The sequence below is a fragment of the Mesorhizobium sp. M0217 genome (genome assembly GCF_040321955.1).
In the GTDB taxonomy this organism is placed as follows: Bacteria; Pseudomonadota; Alphaproteobacteria; order Rhizobiales; family Rhizobiaceae; genus Mesorhizobium.
The window spans coordinates 112,386-133,985 of the sequence record NZ_JAMYSN010000010.1 but is presented as its reverse complement, the minus strand read 5'-3'; the positions used below and the strand labels follow the sequence as shown (position 1 = coordinate 133,985).

General features: G+C 62.6%; 20 protein-coding genes and 2 pseudogenes. 17 read left to right on the top strand and 5 right to left on the bottom strand.

All coding sequences use genetic code 11. The features are described from left to right. Positions 1-128 precede the first annotated feature (128 nt). Complete coding sequence (katG, locus tag NKJ18_RS17930; protein WP_023751745.1) at positions 129-2,324, top strand: catalase/peroxidase HPI; 2,196 nt, start codon at positions 129-131, stop codon at positions 2,322-2,324. A 64-nt stretch (positions 2,325-2,388) separates the two neighbouring features. On the opposite strand, the gene NKJ18_RS17925 is transcribed toward katG, so the two are convergent. Next, the gene (locus NKJ18_RS17925; protein WP_023751746.1) at positions 2,389-3,066 is read right to left on the bottom strand and encodes an MIP family channel protein; all 678 of its coding nucleotides are present in this window, start codon (positions 3,064-3,066) and stop codon (positions 2,389-2,391) included. 319 nt (positions 3,067-3,385) lie between these two features. On the opposite strand from NKJ18_RS17925, the gene NKJ18_RS17920 reads away from it, so the two are divergent. The 7 genes and pseudogenes from NKJ18_RS17920 (at position 3,386) to NKJ18_RS17890 (ending at position 9,323) form a co-directional block, all read left to right on the top strand. After that, positions 3,386-4,675: an RsmB/NOP family class I SAM-dependent RNA methyltransferase gene (locus NKJ18_RS17920; protein ID WP_352759031.1), complete on the top strand. Its 1,290-nt coding sequence runs from the start codon at positions 3,386-3,388 to the stop codon at positions 4,673-4,675. A 72-nt stretch (positions 4,676-4,747) separates the two neighbouring features. After that, the gene (locus NKJ18_RS17915) at positions 4,748-5,200 is read left to right on the top strand and encodes a TspO/MBR family protein (protein ID WP_023704461.1); all 453 of its coding nucleotides are present in this window, start codon (positions 4,748-4,750) and stop codon (positions 5,198-5,200) included. 84 nt (positions 5,201-5,284) lie between these two features. Continuing rightward, the gene (locus tag NKJ18_RS17910) at positions 5,285-5,743 is read left to right on the top strand and encodes a PaaI family thioesterase (protein WP_023686843.1); all 459 of its coding nucleotides are present in this window, start codon (positions 5,285-5,287) and stop codon (positions 5,741-5,743) included. After that, positions 5,743-6,408 carry a 5'-methylthioadenosine/S-adenosylhomocysteine nucleosidase gene (locus NKJ18_RS17905; RefSeq protein WP_023807579.1) on the top strand — a complete coding sequence of 222 codons (666 nt, stop codon included), beginning with the start codon at positions 5,743-5,745 and terminating at the stop codon, positions 6,406-6,408. The genes NKJ18_RS17910 and NKJ18_RS17905 overlap by 1 nt, the downstream gene beginning before the upstream one ends. A 55-nt stretch (positions 6,409-6,463) precedes the next feature. Beyond that, positions 6,464-8,026, top strand: coding sequence for a glutamine-hydrolyzing GMP synthase (gene guaA / locus NKJ18_RS17900; RefSeq protein ID WP_023692332.1), 1,563 nt, complete (start codon positions 6,464-6,466; stop codon positions 8,024-8,026). A 282-nt stretch (positions 8,027-8,308) separates the two neighbouring features. Further along, positions 8,309-8,585: pseudogene (locus NKJ18_RS17895) on the top strand (Arm DNA-binding domain-containing protein); the annotation flags it as partial. Between the two features lie 195 nt (positions 8,586-8,780). Continuing rightward, positions 8,781-9,323 carry a protein TonB gene (locus NKJ18_RS17890; protein ID WP_352519028.1) on the top strand — a complete coding sequence of 181 codons (543 nt, stop codon included), beginning with the start codon at positions 8,781-8,783 and terminating at the stop codon, positions 9,321-9,323. Here the strand turns inward: NKJ18_RS17890 and NKJ18_RS17885 are convergent. Beyond that, positions 9,316-9,606 (bottom strand): MucR family transcriptional regulator, encoded by a 291-nt coding sequence (locus NKJ18_RS17885; protein ID WP_502896302.1) that lies wholly within the window; start codon positions 9,604-9,606, stop codon positions 9,316-9,318. The genes NKJ18_RS17890 and NKJ18_RS17885 overlap by 8 nt on opposite strands. A gap of 470 nt (positions 9,607-10,076) precedes the next feature. Further along, positions 10,077-11,423, bottom strand: coding sequence for a family 1 glycosylhydrolase (locus NKJ18_RS17880; RefSeq protein ID WP_023667728.1), 1,347 nt, complete (start codon positions 11,421-11,423; stop codon positions 10,077-10,079). A 919-nt stretch (positions 11,424-12,342) separates the two neighbouring features. Here NKJ18_RS17880 and NKJ18_RS17875 point away from each other — a divergent pair. The 7 genes from NKJ18_RS17875 (at position 12,343) to NKJ18_RS17845 (ending at position 19,998) form a co-directional block, all read left to right on the top strand. Then, positions 12,343-13,557, top strand: coding sequence for an ROK family transcriptional regulator (locus NKJ18_RS17875; RefSeq protein ID WP_023681814.1), 1,215 nt, complete (start codon positions 12,343-12,345; stop codon positions 13,555-13,557). Further along, positions 13,554-14,807, top strand: coding sequence for a M20 family metallopeptidase (locus tag NKJ18_RS17870; protein WP_023667730.1), 1,254 nt, complete (start codon positions 13,554-13,556; stop codon positions 14,805-14,807). Before NKJ18_RS17875 ends, NKJ18_RS17870 begins: the two co-directional genes overlap by 4 nt. Before the next feature lie 31 nt (positions 14,808-14,838). Next, positions 14,839-15,900, top strand: a complete 1,062-nt coding sequence (locus tag NKJ18_RS17865; protein WP_031249128.1) for a substrate-binding domain-containing protein — start codon at positions 14,839-14,841, stop codon at positions 15,898-15,900. Positions 15,901-15,967: 67 nt separating this feature from the next. Then, positions 15,968-17,029, top strand: coding sequence for a substrate-binding domain-containing protein (locus NKJ18_RS17860; RefSeq protein WP_023735717.1), 1,062 nt, complete (start codon positions 15,968-15,970; stop codon positions 17,027-17,029). 35 nt (positions 17,030-17,064) lie between these two features. After that, on the top strand, positions 17,065-18,033 hold the full coding sequence (locus NKJ18_RS17855; RefSeq protein WP_023686847.1) for an ABC transporter permease: 969 nt from the start codon (positions 17,065-17,067) through the stop codon (positions 18,031-18,033). Between the two features lie 12 nt (positions 18,034-18,045). Beyond that, the gene (locus NKJ18_RS17850) at positions 18,046-19,245 is read left to right on the top strand and encodes an alanine racemase (protein ID WP_023818638.1); all 1,200 of its coding nucleotides are present in this window, start codon (positions 18,046-18,048) and stop codon (positions 19,243-19,245) included. Positions 19,246-19,254: 9 nt separating this feature from the next. Then, positions 19,255-19,998: an ATP-binding cassette domain-containing protein gene (locus NKJ18_RS17845; RefSeq protein ID WP_023686849.1), complete on the top strand. Its 744-nt coding sequence runs from the start codon at positions 19,255-19,257 to the stop codon at positions 19,996-19,998. 23 nt (positions 19,999-20,021) lie between these two features. Here the strand turns inward: NKJ18_RS17845 and NKJ18_RS17840 are convergent. Beyond that, positions 20,022-20,275, bottom strand: a pseudogene (locus NKJ18_RS17840) (MBL fold metallo-hydrolase); the annotation flags it as partial. Between NKJ18_RS17840 and NKJ18_RS17835 the strand changes: the two are divergent. Continuing rightward, on the top strand, positions 20,235-20,399 hold the full coding sequence (locus NKJ18_RS17835) for a hypothetical protein (RefSeq protein WP_155922419.1): 165 nt from the start codon (positions 20,235-20,237) through the stop codon (positions 20,397-20,399). The pseudogene NKJ18_RS17840 and the gene NKJ18_RS17835 sit on opposite strands and share 41 nt — an antisense overlap. A gap of 151 nt (positions 20,400-20,550) precedes the next feature. Here the strand turns inward: NKJ18_RS17835 and NKJ18_RS17830 are convergent, their stop codons facing one another. Next, on the bottom strand, positions 20,551-20,880 hold the full coding sequence (locus NKJ18_RS17830) for a GMC oxidoreductase (protein ID WP_023740511.1): 330 nt from the start codon (positions 20,878-20,880) through the stop codon (positions 20,551-20,553). Between the two features lie 120 nt (positions 20,881-21,000). Here NKJ18_RS17830 and NKJ18_RS17825 point away from each other — a divergent pair, with 120 nt between their 5' ends. Next, positions 21,001-21,534, top strand: coding sequence for an ABC transporter permease (locus NKJ18_RS17825; RefSeq protein WP_502882089.1), 534 nt, complete (start codon positions 21,001-21,003; stop codon positions 21,532-21,534). Positions 21,535-21,600: the final 66 nt, after the last annotated feature.

Here is a 21,600-nt window from a genome sequence, read left to right as displayed (position 1 = left end):
TCGCAACAAACAGGAAAGGCAATTTGTTTTTATCGAAGAGACGGCTTAGTCTGGAACCATTCCAGAGTGGCGCGGCTCCCGGCCGGCCCGGAAAAAACAACACATAAATCAGCAATTCGGAGGCCAAGATGGACGCGATGACCGACGACAACAGCGCCGGCAAATGCCCGGTCGCGCATGGAACCTCCGCCAGGACCAACCGCGACTGGTGGCCGAACCAGCTCGACATCGGCGTTCTCCACCAGCAGTCGAGCCTTTCGGACCCGATGGGCGAAGCTTTCGACTACGCCGCGGAGTTCAAGACGCTCGACCTCGATGCGGTGATCGAGGATTTGCACAAGGTGATGACGGATTCGCAGGATTGGTGGCCGGCCGATTTCGGCCATTACGGGCCGCTGTTCATCCGCATGGCCTGGCACAGCGCCGGCACCTATCGCATCGGCGACGGCCGGGGTGGCGCCGGTGCGGGCCAGCAGCGTTTCGCGCCGCTGAACAGCTGGCCGGACAACGCCAATCTCGACAAGGCGCGCCGGCTTTTGTGGCCGGTCAAGCAGAAATACGGCCGCAAGATCTCCTGGGCCGACCTGTTGATTCTCACCGGCAACGTCGCGCTGGAATCGATGGGCTTCAAGACCTTTGGCTTTGCCGGTGGCCGCGCCGATGTCTGGGAGCCCGAGCAGGATGTCGACTGGGGTTCGGAAACCAAGTGGCTCGACGACAAGCGCTATTCCGGCGACCGTGAGCTGCACGGCCATCTCGGCGCGGTGCAGATGGGCCTGATCTACGTCAACCCGGAAGGGCCGAACGGCAAGCCGGATCCGCTGGCCTCGGCCCGCGACATCCGCGAGACCTTCGCGCGCATGGCAATGAACGATGAGGAAACCGTGGCGCTGATCGCCGGCGGCCACACATTCGGCAAGACCCATGGGGCCGGTGATGCAGCACTTGTCGGCGCCGAGCCGGAAGGCGCGGGCATCGAGGCGCAGGGCCTCGGCTGGTCGAGCAAGCATGCCACCGGCATTGCCGGCGATGCGATCACGTCCGGCCTCGAAGTTACCTGGACGACGACGCCGACCCAGTGGAGCAGTAACTTCTTCGACAATCTCTTCAACTTCGAATGGGAGCTGACCAAGAGCCCGGCCGGGGCCCATCAGTGGACGCCGAAGGGCGGCTCTGGCGCGGTTACGGTGCCGGACGCGCACAATCCCTCGAAGCGTCATGCGCCGGCAATGCTGACCACCGACCTCGCGCTGCGGGCCGACCCGGCCTATGAGAAGATCTCGCGCCGCTTCCATGAGCATCCGGAGCAGTTCGCCGATGCCTTCGCCCGTGCCTGGTACAAGCTCACCCATCGCGACATGGGGCCGGTCGTGCGGTATCTCGGCCCGTTGGTGCCGAAGGAAGAGCTGATCTGGCAGGATCCGGTTCCGGCCGTCGACCATGAGCTGGTCAGCGACCAGGACATTGCATTGCTGAAGGCCAAGATCCTGGCTTCGGGCCTCAGCGTTTCGCAATTGGTCTCGACCGCCTGGGCCTCGGCCTCGACCTTCCGCAACTCCGACAAGCGCGGCGGCGCCAATGGCGCGCGCATTCGCCTGGCGCCGCAGAAGGACTGGGAGGTCAACCAGCCTGTCGAACTGGCCACCGTGCTGGCGGAGCTCAAAGCCATCCAGAACGAGTTCAACGCAAGCGGCAAGAAGGTCTCGCTGGCCGACCTCATCGTGCTCGGCGGCGTCGCCGCGGTCGAGAAAGCCGCAACGGATGGCGGCAATGCGGTGAAGGTCCCCTTCACGCCCGGCCGCACCGACGCCTCGCAGGCGCAGACCGACGTCCATTCCTTTGCGGCGCTCGAGCCGAAAATTGACGGCTTCCGCAACTATGTCAGGGGCAAACCGCCGATGTCGGTCGAAGCCATGCTGGTCGACCGGGCGCAACTGCTCAACCTGACGGCGCCGGAGATGACGGTGCTGGTTGGTGGCCTGCGCGTGCTCGGCGCCAACACCGGCGGCTCGAAGCATGGTGTGTTGACCGACAGGCCGGGCACGCTGACGAACGACTTCTTCGTCAACCTGCTCTCGATGAGCACCATCTGGGATCCGGCCTCCGAGCCCGGCTCGCATGAGGTCTACGAAGCACGCGACCGCAAGACCAGGGCAGTCAGGTGGACCGCCACACGCGCCGACCTGATCTTCGGCTCGCATGCGCAGCTGCGCGCGCTGGCCGAGGTCTACGGGTCGGCGGATGCCGGGCGGAAATTCGTTGGCGATTTCGTCAAGGCGTGGACCAAGGTGATGAACGCCGACCGTTTCGACATCGCTCCCTGATACAACCTCCCAAACGAAGGGCGTGGGCCGAGGCCCGCGCCCTTCGTTTTCGCAGGCTTCGAAATCAGTCCTTTTCGAAGATGCGTGCCTTGGCGACGACGCCAGCGATTGCGCCGCCGATCAGCGGCGCAACGATGAACAGCCAGAGCTGGCTGAGGGCTGCGCCGCCGGTAAACAGCGCCGGGCCGATCGAACGCGCCGGATTGAGCGAGGTGCCGGTCACCGGGATCATTGCGAAGTGCAGTCCGGCCAGCGTCAGGCCGATGACCAGGCCGGCGAACGCCGTCGAGTGCTTCTCGGCGGTGACGCCGAGGATGACGGTGACGAAGGTGAAGGTGCCGATCAGCTCCCATAGGAAGGCCGAACTCGTCCCCCATTTCGCCACGTCCCAGCCATTGGCGCCGAAACCGGTGGTGTGCCCGCCGGTCTGGCCGGAGACGATGATCCACAGCGCCAGCGAGGCCAGAATGGCGCCGATGATCTGCGCGATCCAGTAAGGAATCACACCCTTGGCCGGCAGCCGGCCGGCAAGGAAGACGCCGAGCGTGACGGCCGGGTTGAGATGTGCGCCTGAGATGGGACCCACCGCGTAAGCCGCCGCAATCAGGCCGATGCCGAACGCCAGGCCGATGGCTTCCTGGCCCAGCGGCAAGTCGGCGAGAAAGCCACCCGTCGCCACCGACGCCGTGCCGATAAACACCAATAGAAATGTCCCTAGAACTTCCGCAAGATACGTTTTCATTGCCCTCTCCTCGCATCGATCCGTCGGTCCGCTTTTCCGCGCCGCGAATCATGGCGCAAAGAGTATTCCCAACGCAAAAGCTTGGAAAGTAGAGCAATTGCGCCACAGATCGTGCTTACGGCGGCCAGTTACCAACATTAGAGACCTTGCATATATTTGAGATTTGTTATCGCCGGCGTGCAGACATTTGCCGGCGGGGAAAATCGTCGGCCGCGAGCGGAAGGCCTCGTCGCCGCGAAATTCAAGCGGGGTTCAATCTCGACGAGAAACGCTCTAAGAGCAGGCCGAAAGATACTGTGCTCGATAGATGGAATGACGAATGCGACTGGGCGGACGGCTGGCGGCAGCCATTGAAGTGCTGGACGACATTGGCCGGCGCCACCGGCCGGTGGCCGATGCGCTGAAAGATTGGGGCCTGTCGCATCGCTTTGCGGGCGGCGGCGACCGCGCGGCGATCGGCAACATCGTCTACGACGCGCTGCGCCACAAACGTTCCGCCGGCTGGCTTTTGGGTGAAGACACGCCCCGCGCCATCGGCTTCGGCGCGCTGCTCATCGAATGGGGCCAGACGCCGCAGTCGCTCAACGATGCGCTCGAGGGCGACAAGTTCGCGCCACCGTTGCTCAGCGCCGCCGAGTTGCAGGCGCTGGCCGAGCGCCGGCCTGAAGACGCGCCGGAGGCGGTGCGGGCGGACGTACCCGACTGGTGCGCGCCGTTGTTCGAACGAGCCTTTGGCGCAGACTGGGTTGCGGAAGGGGCGGCTTTGGCGACCCGCCCGCCGCTCGACATCAGGGTCAACACGCTGCAGTCCGACCGCGCCAAAGTGCTGGCGGAACTCGCCGACACCGGCGCCAAACCGGCTGCTATTGCGCCGCAAGGCATTCGCATCCCGCCCATCGGCGGCGACGGCCGGCACCCCAACGTACAGGCCGAGCCGGCTTTCCAAAAGGGCTGGTTCGAGGTTCAGGACGAGGGTTCGCAGATCGTTGCAACCCTTGCCGGCGCGCAAGCCGGGATGCAGGTGCTCGATTTCTGCGCCGGCGCCGGCGGCAAGACGCTGGCGCTATCTGCGGCGATGGCCAACAAAGGCCAGGTCTTCGCCCATGATGCCGAAAAGGCGCGGCTGGCGCCGATCTTCGACCGCATCCGCCGTTCGGAAAACCGCAACGTCCAGGTTGTCACCAAGCCGGCTGAGCTCAGCCCCCTCGCAGGCCACATGGACATCGTGCTGGTCGATGCGCCCTGCACCGGCAGCGGCACCTGGCGGCGCCGTCCAGACGCCAAATGGCGGCTGACGCAAAGACAGCTCGATGCCCGCAAGGGCGAGCAGTCGGCGATCCTTGATGCGGCGAATGCCTATGTCAAACCGGGCGGCCTGCTGGTCTACATCACCTGTTCGGTGTTCGACGAGGAGAATGGCGAGCAGGTCGCCGCCTTTCGCGAACGGCACAAGGGCTTCGTCCCGGTCGATCATCGCGCGCTCTGGGATGCCAGCTTCCCCGGTCACGCAGCGGCCGCCCGGATCGGCAAGACAAGCGATATCTCGCTGTCGCCGGCTCTGAGCGGCACCGACGGGTTCCATTTCTGTGCGCTGCGTCGGGCGAATTGACGCTGCGATTGACAGGCTGACATAGCGCCAGTTGCAGATGCGCGGCGTCGGCCGCCAGACGGGGTAGAATTCTTGCAAAGATATGTGTCGCTTCTGCTTTTCCTCCTTCTGGTGCTCGGCGGCGGCCTGTTGATCGGCTATGCGACGCTGCCGGGTGAATGGTATGCCTCGCTCGCCAAGCCGCCCTTCAACCCGCCCAACTGGGTCTTCGCGCCGGCCTGGACGCTCCTCTATGTGCTGATCGCCGTGGCCGGCTGGCGGACATGGGAGCGGGAACGAGCAGCCGCCGCGATGAAGATCTGGGCCCTCCAGCTTGTTCTGAACTTCGCGTGGTCGCCGACTTTCTTCGGCGCCAAACAGATGGGGCCGGCACTGGTCGTGATCCTGGCTCTTCTCGCCAGCATTGCGCTGTTCATAGCCACGGTGTGGAACCGCGACCGGGTTTCCGGCTGGCTGTTTGCGCCCTATGCCGCGTGGGTAGCCTTCGCCACCTTGCTCAACGCGTCGCTGCTCCTGTTGAACTGAGTGCTTTGCTGCAGTGCAGCAAAAGCATTTGCGTGGCGTTCAGGCGTCTGCGATAAGCTTTGCAGATAAATCAGGGCGATGGCCATGGCAGCAAAGATCGTACCCGCACCCGATTATGAGGACCGCGTCAGGGCGTCGTTCGCGCGCCAGCAGGCGATGGCGACCATCGGCGCCGAACTGACGCTTGTGACGCCGGGCATCATCGAGATCGAAATGCCCTATTCGGCCGCACTCACGCAGCAGCATGGTTTCCTGCATGCCGGCGTGATTTCGACCGCACTGGACTCGGCTTGCGGCTACGCCGCGTTCTCGCTGATGCCGGAAAATTCCGGCGTGCTGACCATCGAGTTCAAGGTCAACCTCCTGGCGCCCGGCCGGGGCGAACGCTTCCTGTTCCGCGGCTCGGTGACCAAGCCCGGCCGCACCATCATCGTCGCCGACGGCCAGGCCTACGCCTTTGCCGCCGATGGCGAGGCCAAGCTGATCGCGACCATGACCGGCACGATGATGACGGTGGTTGGCCGTGACGGGATAGCAGGCTGATGGCCAAAATTACGCGAATTGGTGGCAAGGACGTCCTCTTCGTCATGGCGGCGCAGGCCGAGTACGGTCCGCATCTGCAAAAACTGTTCACGCCGCTGATGACGGGCGTCGGCCCGGTAGAGGCAGGTGTGCGGCTCGGCGCCGAACTGTCATGGCTGAAATCCGAGAAGGCGTTGCCCGATCTCGTCGTCTCGCTCGGCTCCGCCGGCAGCCGCACACTAGAGCAGACGGAAATCTACCAGGCGGTCTCGGTCAGCTATCGCGACATCGACGCTTCGCCGCTAGGCTTCGAAAAAGGCGCGACGCCGTTCCTCGACCTGCCGGTGACCGTCCCGCTATCATTCAGGATACCGGGCATGAAAGAAGCCAGCCTGTCGACCGGCGGCGCCATCATCACCGGCGCCGCCTACGACGCCATCGCCGCCGATATGGTCGACATGGAAACCTTCGCCTGCCTGCGCGCCTGCCAGTTGTTCGATATCCCGCTTATCGGCCTGCGCGGCATTTCAGACGGTGCAGCCGATCTGCGCCACGTTGGAGACTGGACCGAATATCTGCATGTCATCGACGAGAAGCTGGCGGATGCGGTCGTGCGCCTCGAACAGGCCATCGGCTCCGGCACGCTACACAAGGAGCAGCCTGGGCAAGAGCCGGCAGCGCTCTGAAAGTCGGGCTACGCACCCCATTGCGCCGACTCGTTTCTTTCTCTAAAGGCTCGCCATGACGACAGCCAATCATCCCGATACAGTCCTGATTGTCGATTTCGGCAGTCAGTTTACGCAGCTCATCGCCCGCCGCATCCGCGAGGCCGGCGTGTTTTCCGAGATCGTGCCGTTTCAATCGGCCGAAGCTGCCTTCAAGCGTATCAATCCAAAAGCCGTGATCCTGTCGGGCGGTCCCGCCTCGACATCGGACATCGGCAGCCCGCGCGCTCCGCAGATCGTCTTCGATGCCGGCGTGCCGGTGCTCGGTATCTGCTACGGCCAGATGGCCATGTGCGTGCAGATGGGCGGCGTCGCCGAAAGCTCGAACCATCGCGAATTCGGCCGCGCCTTCGTCGAGATCGAAAAGGACAGCCCGCTGTTCGAGGGCCTGTGGGCGCCCGGCCAGCGTCACCAGGTGTGGATGAGCCATGGCGACCGCGTCATCTCGCTGCCCAAGGGGTTCGAAGTCTTCGGCAAGTCGGAAGGCTCGCCCTTCGCCATCTTCGGCAATGTCGCGCGCAAGATGTACGGCATCATGTTCCACCCCGAAGTGGTGCATACGCCGGATGGCGCCAGGCTGCTGAGAAACTTCGTGCACAACATCGCCGGCATCGAAGGCGACTGGACGATGCGCGCCTATCGTGAGCACGCGGTCGAGACCATTCGCAAACAGGTCGGCAGGGGCAAGGTGATCTGCGCGCTGTCGGGCGGCGTGGATTCATCGGTCGCTGCCTTGCTGATCCACGAAGCGGTAGGCGACCAGCTGACCTGCATTCTTGTCGACCATGGCCTTATGCGCAAGGACGAGGCGGCCGGCGTCGTGGCGATGTTCCGCCAGCACTACAATCTGCCGCTGATCCTGGTCGACGCGTCGGAAAAATTCATCTCGGCGCTGGAAGGCGAGTCCGACCCCGAGAAGAAGCGCAAGACCATCGGCCGGCTGTTCATCGAAGTGTTCGAGGAAGAGGCCAAGAAACTCGGCGGCGCCGATTTCCTGGCGCAAGGCACGCTCTATCCCGACGTCATCGAGAGCGTCTCCTTCACCGGCGGCCCGTCGGTGACCATCAAGTCGCACCACAATGTCGGCGGCCTGCCGGCGCGCATGAACATGCAGCTGGTCGAGCCGCTGCGCGAACTGTTCAAGGACGAGGTGAGGGCACTGGGCAAGGAACTCGGCCTGCCCGAAAGTTTTATTGGCCGCCATCCGTTCCCCGGACCAGGCCTTGCCATCCGCTGCCCCGGCGGTATCACCCGCGAAAAGCTCGAAATCCTGCGCGAGGCCGACGCCATCTATCTCGACGAGATCCGCAAGGCCGGCCTCTACGACGCCATCTGGCAGGCTTTCGCCGTGCTGCTTCCGGTGCAGACCGTCGGTGTGATGGGCGACGGCCGCACCTACGAATTCGTCTGCGCCCTGCGCGCCGTGACGTCCGTCGACGGCATGACCGCCGACTTCTACCACTACGACATGGCTTTCCTCGGCGCGGCGGCCACCCGCATCATCAACGAAGTCCGCGGCATCAACCGCGTCGTCTACGACGTGACGTCAAAGCCGCCAGGCACCATCGAGTGGGAATGATTCAGGCCCACTCAAACGCCGCCGAAAACACGCCATTGTACGCCATAACTATTTGACAACACATATAAACCCATTCGGCGACAATCGGTGCGCAGAGATTGGATTGACGGACCGGCTGACGGACCTTCCGCATATTGGTAGCTCAGATTTTTCGAAGTACCGTCAGATCCAATGAGGCTCTGACGGTATTTTTTTATGCCTTAAGGAATTGAAGATAAAACAAAATTTCTGCCGAAGAGCCTCGAAATTGTACTGACGGTACTTTTCAGGAGGTAGCGGGGAATGCTGACGGACGTCGCCCTTAAAGCCCTGAACCAAAAGAGAAATTCTACAAGATTGCGGACCGCGACGGCATGTATGTTCGCGTCATGCCTAGTGGCGCGATCTCCTTTCGGCTGGATTACAGGCTCAACGGAGGCCCCGAGACGGTCTATCTTGGCAGGTATGGACGGGACGGAATCTCGCTTGCCTCAGCCGGGAGAAGTGTCTCGACGCGAAGCGCGCTATTGGCGAGGGACGGTCGCCGGCGATAGAAAGGCAGCGCGACAAGCGCCGAGTTGTCACCCCGATCTCCGGCCGACTTCAGCGCCGAAATGGCTACCAAACCAAAGCGATGCCCGGGCCTTCAAGGCCTCTTCTTATTCCGGCCAAGCCGGCCCGGAGCGCCGCATTCACTCACATCCCTTGAACCTGAGTGCAGAGTTGCCGCATCGAAGCCATTTGAGCAGCCGAGTTCGCGCCCGAACCCGTGCTGGTGCTGGCGGTCGTATCGCCAGCTGTATTCGAGGATCCCGACGTGCCGGTGGTTGTACCCGAACCAGTGCTGTTGCTGGCCGTGGTGTTACTGCCGGTCGAACCAGAGCTGCCTGAAGTGCCGGTGGCTGTGCCAGAGCCGGTGCCGATACTCGCCGTTGTATCACTGCCGGTCGAAGCCGAGCTACCTGACGTGCCGGTCATTGTGCCAGAGCCAGTGCCGTTACTGGCCGTCATTCTCGAGCAGTCGGAGCGAACCTGTGCCTGCTGTTCAGAGCTCAGGGACGACCAGTTCTTGCGGATCTCATCCTGCGACAGAAGTCTTCCCGAATTGGCGTCGCTGAAGAATGAGCCGGAGAGCTTGCTGTCCCAGCCGCTCGGGATACCGCTTTGGCCGGAGCCGGACGTAGAGCTCATACCCGACCCGGCCGATGAGCCGGACGTTCCGTTCGTGCCGCTGGATGTTCCCGACGACTGCGCCAAGGCCGCGGTGGCGAGACAGAGAGAGATCGCTGTAGCTGTCAAAATCTTACGTTTCATGTGAGTCTCCTTTGGGGTTCGACGCCGTTGCGGCGTCGAATCCTAATCCCGAGGAAAGGCACTTGTTCCTGTAAAGAGTGGAATTCAATGTCATGATCCTTGTGCACCAGCCTTGGGTCTCCAATACGATGCCGGAGCGCCTCAAGGACGACTGACGCCTCAGGCGAGAGCTGTCCGCCCACTGGGGTGTTATAGGCGATATGCAGAGCGCTTCCCGAATGGTTGGGTGCCACCATCGGGTAATTGCGAGGCAGGTTCCATTTGGTTCGGTAATCGTCCGGAGTCATGCCCAGTCGGCCAAGGTGCAATATCCGTCGCGTCTCGGTTAGAGACAGGAGGGTGGCCTTTGCCGCAGCGTATAGCTTGACATGCGGAGCTCGTCTCGACCGCGCACACTCAATACGTTTACGATGACGCCGCCAGATGTCATATGAGCGAATGCCTTTCGGGCGAAATAAATTGCGCCCAGCAGGTCGACGCTCAGCACCTTCAGCCAGACCGCGCTAGTGAATGCCTCAATGGTTAAAGATTATCAGGCCGGCGCGTTGTTGACGATTATCACCAACCTGCCGAACGCGTGAGCGCAAGTCGACAGCACCGTGATAGCGGCCTCCCCGGCGCGCCCCTTGTTGAACCGATGCGCGCCTTCTCGACCTTGCCTCCACCCACGTCGGCTCACCCGTGCACCTTCGGTGCCCAACCGCATGGCGATGGCCAGTCCAATGCCGCTTGCAGCACCGGTTACAATGCAGTCTTGTTATCCAGGCGCATCGGGTTCGACCTCTTTCTGGGGAGCAGCAAGTGGTTCAGTCCAGCCTTCAGCGACCCGATCCACGCTCAGCAGGCTGCGCGCATAATCCTGTTGCGCGCGAACAATGGCATCGTCTTGCTGTGAGGGAAGAAAGACCGGCAAAGCAAGGCAGACACTTTGTGTGGCCAACAGCTTGTTCCAGTTCGCGATCAGCGCCTTGAAAGCGCGCCCCACCGCCCTCGGATTTCGGTCGAGGTCATAGAGGCCGAGCGGATTGATCCGTCCGTTGTTCTCCCGAAGCGCACTGTCCCAGTCCACCTGATCCGTCAGCGAGTACCAGGTGAAGCCTACGATGGGGATGCCATCGTTGCGGATCCGCAGCACGTTGGCCCACTCTTTCCACAGCCAATAGACGGCCTCGTCTCCATTGGGGCCTTCGCTGATGTTGGTCTCCGTATGCATTACGGGAAGCCGGTAGCGGTTGAAGTACTGCCGCGTGATCTCGTCATAGCCAAACACCTCGCCGGACCCGGACGTCGTTCCGTCTGCCCAAACCCGATGTTCGTTGGTCTGGTAATAGTCGGTGCCCATCACGCAATGCCTGCGCAGATGGCTTTCCAGGAAGAAACTGTATTCTTCGGCCGTCATCCCGTTTTCGAGAAGATAGCGATAGGTGTGCGCGTCGACGTCATGACCGTAGTTGAGGTCAAGCGACAGGAAACGCTCGCTGTTGAACCGTTCCGCTCTGCCGACCGCCTCGGGAGAATCGGCGTGGAAGTATTCCGAGGATTCGCTCTGAATGAAGATGGCGTCCGGCCGCACCTCGAGAATCGCCCGCATGGCAAGCACGTTCGCCTTCACGATGTGCTTGAGGGCGGTGACGAAAGCAGTGTCGCTGCTCAGTTGTTCGTTCCACCATCCCCAGCGGGCCGAAAAGGTGGCGCAGATGAACATCTCATTTATTGGGGTGAAGAGCTGGATCCACGGATAGCGCATCGCGAAATCCCTGGCGTAGTGCTCGAATAGTGTCGGAAAGTCCGGGTTCTGGAAGTTGCCAATCCAGTCCGGCACGCCAAAATGGCAAAGGTCGACGATCGGAAGAATGTCTTTCGCCTTCAGGTCCGCGAAGGTCTCATCGGCGAATGCCCAATCATAACGTCCGTCACCCAGCCATGTTTTGTGGATGGGAGGTCCGTAGCGGAGGAAATGCACCCCGAGATCCTGGACCAGTTCGAAGTCGGTGCGCCATCGTTCGTAGAAGCGGCATTTTTCCATTTCGTCGACGCGCTCCCGGCCTTGTCGAATGGTGGGGGTGCTGTTCTCGATGCCGGTGGCAAACATGAACGTGAACATTGATGGTCCTTAGCCAAGGCGGAGATGCCCGCGCTTGGTCAAACGTTCAGTGCTCGACGCAGTTCCTGCAAGACTGCTTGTCAAGTTCGGTGGGCGCCTGTCAACCACGTGCCTGCAAGTGCTATTCACAGTCGGTTGACCGTTCGTTGCGAAAGGCAACGGCACATGGCGGAAAAGCCTTCGAACCGGCTTTTTGCCAAAGCCGGAGAATGGCTGGTCGAGAAGGTTCAGCGGCGATTTCTCCAGCCTCACCCGGCCATTCGGAAAGATGGCGCTACGCTCGTGATTGTGAGCAGGGGCCACCCAGGCATAGGCGGGTCGAGATTGGCGGAATTCTATCCCACGGTTCAAGCGAGCAGCTTGCGCCGAATATGATCGGACTATGCTGGACGGAGAGGTCGGCTTCGGGCCAGCCCAGTTGGCGTCAAACGGGTCTTTGCGAGTTAAGGCGGTATGGTAGTTATCCACGTTTGCAAACTGCAAACGGACGTTCCGCTGCCGGCCCCATTTGAGCCATTCACTGGGACGCAGACCCGCGGTACATCACCGATATTCTCGAAGCCAATAGTTGGTCTCGTTCATCGTCCCATGGTTCGACAGACCCATACGAGAGAATACGAGAGATATGGACCGGCGAACCATCCGCTGTATTGATCTCCTGTAGAAAACAGTGCCCCTCAGAGACTAGCATGATCGTTATTTGTCAATGCGCTGCGAAGCTGTTCGCCCAATTGATTCAAGAAGCTGATCCAGCCACTCCCTGACCGCATTTATCTTCTGCCGAACGGCAGCACCGCGCCTGAATCCTGCCTCCGGATCAATGTTCGCGTGCGCAAAAACGGCCGCTCGCGAACATACATTGACAGGTCCAGTTCCGAATAATAAGTTCGGTCATAGAACGAATTAACGGGAGTTCAATGTGACTGACCTGCCGCGCATATCCCGTCAGTTCTCACAGCGCTCCGTGATGGAAGCGATCGTCCAGGGCGGGCCGATCTCCCGCGCCTCAATCGCCAAGCTGACGGGCCTGTCGAAGCAGACCATCTCCGAAATCATGCGCGGGCTCGAGCAGGAGGGCTGGGTCCAGGAAACCGGCCGCACCAGCGGCCATGTCGGGCGCACCGCCGTCACCTACGAACTGGTCCACGACGCAGCCTATATCATCGCCGTCGACCTTGGCGGCACCAAGGTGCGGGTCGCGCTGACGGACCTTGCCTGCCAGATCTTTGCCGAAGCCGCCACACCGACCGACCCGCGCGGCGGCCAGTTCGTCGTCGATCAGATTGCAGCGCTGGCCTTCGATGCCGCGGCCAGACAGCACGTCGCGCGCAAGAAGATACGCCTGGCCGTCATCGGCGCGCCTGGCGCTCCTGACCCGGCCACCGGCCGCATTTTAATGGCGCCGAACATTGCCGGCTTCGACACAATGAATGTGCTGGATGCCTTCGAAGAAGCGCTCGGCGTCGCGGTGATGATCGAGAACGACGTCAATCTCGCGGTGCTTGGCGAGAACTGGCTCGGCCAAGGCCAGGGCATCGACAATCTCGCCTACATCGCGCTCGGCACCGGCATCGGCAGCGGGCTGATGCTGGGCGGCCATCTGGTGCGGGGTGCTGGGCACGCCGCCGGCGAGATCGGTTTCATGCCGATCGGGGCCGATCCCTTCACCGAGGAATCACTGCGCACCGGCGCATTCGAACGCGCGGTGGCCACCCACGCCATGACCGATCGCTACCACGCTCTCACCGGCAGGCAGGTCTCGGTGCCGGCAATATTCGAGAATGCCGCGCTTGGCGACAAGGACGCGCTCACCGTGCTCGACGAAACTGCCCGCCATCTGGCGCAAGGCGTTGCGGCAATCGCGGCAATCGCCAATCCAGAAAAGTTTATCCTCGGCGGCTCGATTGGGTTGCGGCCCGAAATCCTGTCCAGGGTGCAGGCGCTTCTGCCGCTATGCTTCCCCTATCCGGTCAGGGTCGAGGCGAGCGAACTCGGCGCACGCGCAGCCCTCATTGGCGCGGCGGCAATCGGCCTTGGCCAGTTGCACAACACGCTGTTCGGCGTCGACGCGCCTGATGGCCGGATTTCGCTGCCGCCTGCCCAGGCCGCCGCCCTGAAGGAGGCCGCGATATGACTCACGATATTACCGCCCGCCTGCAGGCAGCGCTCGACCGCGACGACGCACTAACGCTGTTTCGCCGCGCCATCGGCCGAGAGAGCATCACCGGCAACGAAGCCAACTTCGTCGACTTCCTAGAAGCCAGGATGCGCGACCTTGACCTCAGCGGCCTGACCAGGACGGAATTTCTTCCCGGGCGGCCCAACATCTGGGGCGAGCGCAAGGGGGCCGACCAGGGAAAGCGCCTGCTGTTCATGGGCCATACCGACACCGTCCATGTCGACGGCTGGCGCGAGCATTGGGCAGGCACCGAGCGTGAGGATCCGTTCGCCGCCCCGATCATTGATGGTGCTGTCTGGGGCCGCGGCTCAGGCGACCTCAAGGCCGGCATCACTGCTTCGCTGGCGGCACTCGCGCTACTCGACAAGGCAGGCGTTCGCCTCAAGGGCGACGTCGCCTTCGCTTTCATCGGCGACGAGGAGAGCGGCCAGCCCGGCACCGGCATTTCCGCCGGGATCAAGCACTTCGTCGGACGCATCGAGACCGGCGAGGTCACAGCACCCGATTTCAGCGTCTATGTCGAGCCGACCCGCCTGGCCGTTTATGCGGCGCAGATCGGCTTCTTCATCACCGATATCTCGATTACCGGCAAATCCGCCTATTTCGGTGTGCCAGAACTCGGCAAGGATGCGCTCCGTGCAAGCCATGCCGCGATGACGGCGCTTTGGAAGCATTCGGATGAGGTCGCCGCGCGCGCCGAGCACAAACTGGTCGGGCGCGGCTTCCTGCTTATCACCGGGCTTGCCGGCGGCGGCTACATTGCCGTTCCCGAGCGCTGCACGCTCTCGCTGATCCGTAAGCTGTTGCCTGGCGAAGACCTCGACACCGCCGCCGCCGAGATCGAGGCTGCCGTGCGCGGCGCGATCACCGATCCGGATATTTCGGTAGAGTTCGCCTACCCCGCCGGCCGCGACCACAGGCTGGGCGGCACCGCTGCCGAGATCGGCGAAACGCGGGCGGAAGTCGCCATGCTGTCCGACGCGATGGCCGGCGCAATGAGCGGACGCGGCGTCATCGAGGGCGCACCGTTCTGGTCGGAGTCCCCCTTCATCATCAATCAGCTCGGTATTCCTGCCGTCTATTGCGCGCCCGGCGACATCAGGAATTGCCACACATTCGAGGAGCACGTGGATGTCGAGGAATATTTCGCCGGCATAGTCGGCTTCGCCGCCTTCATGGCCCGCTATTGCGGCGTGGCCGACTGAACCACCAACGAAGCAAAATGGGAGAACTGACATGCCGATGAAGACACTGATCGCCGCCGCCTTTGCCGGCGGATTGATGCTTGCCGCCAACCCAGCTTTCGCACAGACGGTCGGCCCGCAGGGCGAGAGCGCCACGCCGAGCGCCGAGGTGATCCTAAGCGATGCCGACATCGCCGCGCTCAAGGACAAGGGCTACAAGGCTGCCTTGCTCTGGCACACCTCGTCCGATTTCACCAATGCGGTAACCGCCGGCGCCACCGACGAATTCGCCCGCGCCGGTATCACCATTGCGGTCAAAACGGATGCCCAGTTCGACTCCGCCCGCCAGCGCAGCGACATCGAGACGGCGTTGGCCGCCAAGCCCAACGTCATCTTGGCGCTGCCGCTCGACCCGGTCACCTCGGCAGAAGCCTTCCGCCAGGCGGTCAAGGACGGCACCAAGCTGGTGTTCCTGTCCAACTTGCCCAAGGACTACAAGCAGGGCACCGACTACGCTTCGATCGTGACTGACGATCTATTCCAGATGGGCAAGCAGGCTGCGGACGCGATGGCCAAGGCGATCGGCGGCAAGGGCAAGGTCGGCTACATTTTCCACGACGCTGCCTACTACGTCACCAACCAGCGCGACCAAGCCTTCAAGACCACCATCGAGAAGGTCTATCCCGACATCAAGATCGTCGCCGAACAGGGCATATCCGACCCGGCCCGCGCCGAGGAACTGGCCAACGCGATGCTTTTGCAACATCCCGATCTCGACGGCATCTACGTGACCTGGGCCGAGCCGGCCGACGGCGTGCTGTCGGCGCTACGCGGCGCCGGCAACGCCAGGACCAAGATCGTCACGCTCGACCTCGCCGAGCCGGTCGCGCTCGACATGGTCAAGGGCGGCAATGTCGCAGCCCTCGTCGCCGACAAGGCCTATGAACTCGGCCGCGCCATGGCTGCTTCCGGCATGAAGTCGCTGCTTGGCCAGCCGACACCAGCCTTCGTCGTCGCCCCGGCCCTGACCGTCACCAAGGAGAATGTCGCGCAGGGCTGGAAGGACTCGCTCAACCGCGACGCGCCGCAGCCGGTGCTCGACGCGTTCAAGTAAGGCTCTCGCTCCGGCGCGGCCCGCCGCACCGGAGCTTTTCTTCGACAACAAAAAGGGGAATCGGGACATGCGCATAGCATCTGCAATCATAACGACGGTGGCGAGCCTGCTAGCCATGCACGCCTTCGCCGCCGAAGGCGTCACCACAGGACCGAATGGTGAAAAGCCGGTGCCGGCGAGCAGTCTTACGCTGACGCCAGCCGAAGAGCAGCAGATCAAGGACGGCAAGTTCACCGCCGCCCTCGTCTGGCACGAGATGAGCGAATACACCAACGCCGTCAATGCCGGCGCCCATGACGAATTCAAGCGCCTCGGCATCGAGGTGGTGGCGCAGACCGATGCCGGTTTCGACGCCGCGCGACAGAAGGCCGATATCGAGACGGTGATGGCCAAAAAGCCGTCGATCATCCTGTCGCTTCCCGTCGATCCGGCGACTGCAGCTTCGGTCTACGATCCGGCACGACAGGCCGGCGTCAAGCTCGGCTTCGTCGACAATTCCCCGGCCGGCTACAAGCAGGGCAGGGACTATGTCACCATCGTCTCCGACGATCTCTTTCAGATGGGCAACAAGGCCGGCATCGCCATGGCCGAGGCGCTCGGCAAGAAAGGCAAGGTCGGCTACATCTTCCACGATGCCGACTTCTACGTCACCAACCAGCGCGACCAGGCCTTCAAGAAGACCATCGAGCAGGACTATCCCGATATGAAGATCGAGGCCGAGGCCGGCATGGCCGACCCGGCGCGCAGCGAAGACATCGCCCAGGCGATGATCACCCAGCATCCGGACCTGGACGGCATCTATGTCACCTGGGCCGAACCGGCGCTGAGCGTGCTTTCGGCCTTGCGCGGTGCCGGCAACACGCACACCAAGATTGTCACGCTCGACCTCAATGAGCCTGCCGCGCTCGACATGGTCAAGGGCGGCAACATCGCGGCCCTCGTCGCCGACGAGGCCTACAGCATTGGCGTGACGCTGGCGCGCGCCTCGGCAGGTTCTCTGGTCGGCAAGAAGGCCGAACCATTCTATGCCGTAGATTCCATCGCCGTCACCAAGGACACGGTGAAGGACGGTTGGAAGAAGTCCCTCAACAGGGACGTACCGGCGGCTATCGCGGACGCGGTGAAATAGGCTCGAGGCGAAGCGCTCACCACCGGAGGAATAAAATGTCCAGTGCCAACACCAGCGCCGGTAGCAGCTTCGCCAGCCGCTTCAATCTGCAGCAATATGTCGTCTACCTCGGTTTCCTGGCGATCTTCCTGTTCTTCGCCATTGTGCTGAGGGACAGCGGCTTCCTCACCGTCCGAAACTTATCGAACATCGTGTTGCAGACGACGCCGGTGACGATCATGGCCATCGGCCTGGTCTTCGTCATGTCGGCCGGCGAAATAGATTTGTCGATCGGCTCGATCGTGGCGGTGGCGGCCCTTGCAGCCGCCGTCACCATCAACGCGTACGGCATGCCGGCAGGGATAGTCGCCGGCCTCGGCGCCGGCCTGCTGATCGGCGTCATCAACGGCGTGCTGGTGGCGTATGTCAGGCTGCCCTCCTTCCTGGTGACGCTGGCGACGCTCGGCCTGTTCGCCGGCGTTTCGCGTTCGATGACAGACCTTCGCTCGATCTCGGTGACCAACGAAGCGTTCACCGGCTTCTTCGGTTCCGGCTCGCTGCTCGGTGTCCCCTCACTCGTCTGGTGGTCGGTGATTGCCGTGGCCATCGGCCACCTGGTGTTCCGCGAAACCCGTTTCGGCGCGCATGTGCTGGCGACCGGCGACAATGCCCGCGCCGCAAGCGTATCGGGCATCAGCGTGCCCAGGATCAGGCTCGCCGTGCTGACCATCAGCGGCGGGCTCGCCGGTCTTGCCGGCTTGCTCTATGCCGGTCGCCTGCAGGCGGCGAAATATACTCTCGGCGAAACCGACCTGATGACGGTCATCGCCGCCGTCATCGTCGGCGGCACGCTGCTCAATGGCGGCAAGGGCTCCGTGGTCGGCGCGCTGGTCGGCTCGTTGATGATGGGCATGCTCAACAACGGCCTGATCCTGATGGGCCTGTCGGTCTCCGACCAGATGATCGTGCGCGGCCTCATCATCCTGACCGCAGTCGCCGTGTCGCTGCGCGAAAAGAACCGCTGAAGGAAGCCATCCATGTTTCTCGACATTTTGCGCCGCCGCAACCCCGCCTTCATCGAATCAGCTATCCGGTTGCACCAGCAAGGTAAGCTGCCGGCCAATGCTTATGTGCTCGATCTCGACACGGTTGAGGCCAATGCGCGGGTTCTCAAGAGCGAGGCCAACCGCAACGGCCTGAAGATCTTCGCCATGACCAAGCAGGTCGGCCGCTCCTCGTCGTTCTGCCGGGCTGTGATGCGCGGCGGCATTGACCGCGCGGTCGCCGTCGACATGGCTTGCGCCCGCGCCACCCACAAGGCAGGCATGAAGCTTGGCCATCTCGGCCATCTCCAGCAGGTCGCAAAATTCGAAGCGGCGGCTGCGGCGAAAACCTTCAAGCCGGACTACTGGACCGTGTTCAATGATACCAAGGCTGGGGAAGCGGCAACAGGCGCCAAGGCGGCCGGCTATGTGCAGCATCTGCTGGCCCGCATCGCCGCCGAAGGCGATATCTTCTATCGCGGCCATGAAGGCGGTTTCAATGCCGCCGACATTATCGATGTCGCCGACCGGCTGGATGCCGTCGAAGGCGGCCGTTTCGCCGGCATCACCACTTTCCCTGCTCTGCTGTTCGACCATGCTTCGCGAAAAGTGCTGCCGACCCCCAATCTGGCGACGCTCGCGAAAGCTGCGGAAGCGCTGGCTAAGGCAGGCCGCAAGGACATTGAGATCAACGCGCCGGGCACCACGTCGAGCGTTATGCTGGCGGCACTCGCCGAGGCCGGCGCGACGCAGTGCGAGCCCGGCAATGGACTACATGGCACCACCGCGCTGCATGTCATGGAAGATTTGCCGGAGCTGCCGGCGGTGCTCTATCTCGCCGAGGTCTCGCATCTCTCCGGCGGCAAGGCCTATTGCCTTGGCGGCGGCTTCTACATCGATCCGATCTTCCCCGACTACGACGTCAAGGCGATCGTCTCGGCTGAACCGACAACGGCAGGCTCGGCACTGCGCAGCGTCGAGGTGCCGCCGCCCTCGGCGATCGACTATTACGCCATGATCGATGCCGCCGGCGCGAACGCGCCGAAGCCTGGCGACAGCGCCGTGTTCGGCTTCCGTGGCCAGGCCTTCGTCACCCGCGCCCATATTGTCGGCGTGTCGGGCATTTCGACGGACAATCCGAAAGTGGAAACCATCGAGAACGGCTTCGGTGAACCCTATGCCTGGCCAGTCTAGGAGAAACACATGACGGTGAGCGCGCCCATCCTTCAGCTGCACGACATTCGCAAGAATTTCGGCGGCATCACCGCGATCGAGAGTTTTTCGCTCGAGGTTTTCCCGGGCGAGATCGTTGCACTCGTCGGCGACAACGGCGCCGGAAAGTCGACGCTGGTCAAGATCGTCTCGGGGGTCCACCCGCCCTCGTCCGGCACCATCGTCATCGAAGGAAAACCGGTGACGATGTCGAATGCCACCATGGGGCGCGCGCACGGCATCGAGGTCGTCTACCAGGACCTGGCGCTGGCCGACCAGCAGACGGTCTACATGAACATGTTCCTCGGCCGCGAGCCGCTGAACCGCCTCGGTTTGCTCGACCGCCGCCGCATGATCGACGAGACCGAGAAACTGGTGAAGGAACTGGACGTGCGCATCCCCTCCGCGCACGCCACTATCCGCGATCTCTCCGGCGGCCAGCGCCAGGGCGTTGCGATCGCGCGCGCCACGCATTGGGCAAGCAAGCTGATCCTGCTGGATGAGCCGACGGCGGCGCTGGGCGTTGCCGAAACCGCCCGGGTGGAGGCTATCGTCCAGTCGCTGAAGCAGCGCAATGTCGGCATCCTGATCATCAGCCACAGCCTCGACCAGGTCTTCAAGCTCTCCGACCGCATCTGTGTTCTCAGGCGTGGCAAGCAGATTGGAATTCGCGAGACCGCGAAGACCGATAAGAACGAGATCATTGCCATGATCACCGGCCTGCAGCAGCAATAGCAGGAACCTCTCTGAGAGCCCCCGCCCGAGATCCGGATGTTGTCGGCAATCACGCGATCGATCAGCTTGTGCCGCGTGGTGATCGCCATCGGCCCGTCCTGGTCGTAGCTGCCTTGCCACTCCGGATGCGGCGCCAGCAGCGCTGGCACATACATCGTGTCGGCCGAAATCATGCGATGTTCCTTGCCGTAGTTTGCGAGGTAGACCGAGTGGCCGGGCGTGTGGCCGGCGCAGCGATGATCTGGAAGCCGGGCGCGACTTCGGCGCCGTCATGGATGCTGCTGGAACTGCTGCGTCTGGTGAAGCTGCCTGCATCGCCTGAATTTCTCCAGGCGTATCCGCACCAGCTTTCTGGCGGCCAACAGCAGCGCGTTGGCATCGCTGTCCCAGTCTCGATTTGATAGGACCTATGCAATGTATGGCGGCGCCGACATCACCGTGCCGCCCGGCGGAGTCAAGCTGTCCGGTTTCGGTCGCGACAAGTCGCTGCATGCGCTGGACAGATACACCGTCTCAAAACAGCCTGGATTTCTCTCGGCTGCCCGTTTTTCGCTAAGCGCTGCCGAGGATGAAATCGGCGCAGCGGTCGGCGATCATGATCACCGGCGCGTTGGTTTTGCCGCTGATGAGACGCGGCATGATCGAGGCGTCGCAGATGCGTAGGCGCGGCACGCCGCGCACGCGCAATTGCGGGTCGACCACCGCCTGGTCATCGCTGCCCATCCGGCAGGTGCCGCAGGGGTGATAGACCGTTTTGGCGTGTTCGAGGATGTGGTCTGTTATGGACTGATCGGAAAGGTCGGCGGCCCCGCCCAGCGACAGCTCCTCGGCGATCACCGCCTGCAGGGCCGGCTGACGCAGGATGGTGCGGGCGATCTTCATGCCGGCGAGCAGCAGGGCAACACCAAGATGCGACGGCAGGCTTTCCCTACGAAACCCGCTTCGAGGATCTGGAATATCTCACCACCGGTCGCACCGATCTGGTTTCGGTTCTTACCAACAATGCCTACCTCCATTCCCATTCCTCATTCTTTTGTCTTCCTGCTTGTCCTGGCGGCGGTGATGTTGGTCGTTCTGCACCGTACCGCCTTCGGACTATACCTCTACGCCGTCGGCAAAAATGAAGAGGCCGCGCGGTTTTCGGGAATCCGTACCGGCCGGGTTATCATCTGCGCCTATGTGATCTGCGCCGGGCTGACGGCGCTGTCATCCATCTTTCTCGCAATGTACACACGCTCGATCCTGCCAAGCTCGCACGGCAATTTCTACGAGCTCTACGCGATCGCCGCCGCCGTCCTTGGAGGGTTCTCGTTGCGGGGCGGGGAAGGCTCAATCATTGGTGTGGTGCTTGGAACGATCTTGCTGCAGGTGCTTCAGAACCTTGTCAATCTTCTAGGCATTCCCTCCTCACTCAACTTTGCCGTGAGTGGATCGGTGATCCTGATCGGGGTACTGGCCGACCAGGAATACACAGAGTTTCGAAAGCGCCGCGAATTGATGCGGGGCCGGCTCGCAACCGCCGAAGGTAGGCTGTGATGCCCGAGCCGGTGAAATAGGTTGTTCACGGCAGTTGCGATCGCCGACCGGTTGGCTGCTTGCGCC